This window comes from Microbacterium sp. A20 (assembly GCF_004794515.1).
GTDB lineage: Bacteria > Actinomycetota > Actinomycetes > Actinomycetales > Microbacteriaceae > Microbacterium.
In genome coordinates this window covers 1-1,379 of sequence record NZ_SSDF01000015.1, presented here as the reverse complement: position 1 = coordinate 1,379, position 1,379 = coordinate 1, and the positions used below count along the sequence as shown (strand labels likewise).

At 69.8% G+C, this 1,379-nt stretch carries 1 protein-coding gene; it reads right to left on the bottom strand.

What is annotated here, in order from left to right; all coding sequences use genetic code 11:
- A partial coding sequence (locus DW298_RS00095; RefSeq protein WP_240744943.1) for an Ig-like domain-containing protein occupies nt 1-1,379 on the bottom strand: 1,379 nt, incomplete at both ends.

Here is a 1,379-nt window from a genome sequence, read left to right as displayed (position 1 = left end):
GTGGCGGTGTACGTGCCGTCGCCGTTGTCGGTCACCGCGGACAGCGTGCCGGCCGTGGTCGCCAGATCGACGACGTCACCGGCATCCGCGACGGCGTTGCCCTCAGCGTCCCGCAGCGTCACCGTCACGGTCGACGTACTCGTGCCGTCGGCCGTGATCGACGCCGGGGAGGCCCCGATGGTCGAGGTACCGAGGTCGGCGGAGCCGGCGACGAACGCCACCGTCGCGGTCGCCGTCGCATCATCGTCGTCGATCGTGAACGAGATCGTGGCGCTGCCGACCGTCGTCGCCGACGTGAGCTCCGCCGAGTAGGTTCCGTCGCCGTTGTCGGTCACGGCCGAGAGCGTGCCCACCGTGGTCGCCAGGTCGACGACATCGCCCGCATCCGTGACGACGTTCCCGTTCGCATCGAGCAGGGTGACGGTCACGGTCGAGGTGCTCGTGCCGTTCGCGGTGATCGAGGTCGGCGACGCGGCGATCGTCGACGTGTCCACGTCCGCCGCACCGGGGACGAACGCCACCGTCGCGGTCGCGTCCGCATCGACATCGTCGATCGTGAACGAGACCGTCGCGCTGCCCGCCGCGGTCGCCGACGTCAGCACGGCCGTGTAGGTGCCGTCGCCGTTGTCGGTCACACCCGAGAGCGTCCCGGCCGTCGTCGACAGTGCGACGACGCCGCCGGCGTCAGCGACGACGTTGCCGTTCGCATCGAGCAGGGTGACGGTGATCGTCGACGTGCTGGTCCCGTCGGCGGTGATCGAGGTCGGCGACGCGGCGATCGTCGACGTGCCGACATCCGCCGTACCGGCGACGAATGCGACGGTCGCGGTGGCGTCCGCATCCGCATCGTCGATCGTGAACGAGACCGTCGCCGAACCGACCGTCGTCGCCGACGTCAGCGTGGCCGCATACGTGCCGTCGCCGTTGTCGGTCACGACCGAAAGGGTGCCGGCCGTCGTCGACAGAGCCACCACATCGCCCGCATCCGCCACGACGTTGCCGTTCGCATCGAGCAGCGCGACGGTGATCGTCGACGTACTCGTGCCGTCCGCGGTGATCGAGGTCGGAGAGGCGGCGATGGTCGACGTACCGGTGTCCGCCGCACCGGCGACGAATGCCACGGTCGCCGTGGCGTCCGCATCCGCATCGTCGATCGTGAACGACACCGTCGCACTCCCGACCACGGTCGCCGATGTCAAGGTGGCGCTGTAGGTCCCGTCGCCGTTGTCGGTCACACCCGACAACGTGCCGGCCGTGGTCGCCAGACCGACGACATCGCCCGCATCCGCGACCACGTTCCCGTTCGCATCCAGGAGGGTGACGGTGATCGTCGACGTACTCGAGCCATCCGCGGTGATCGAGGTCGGCGAGGCGGCGAT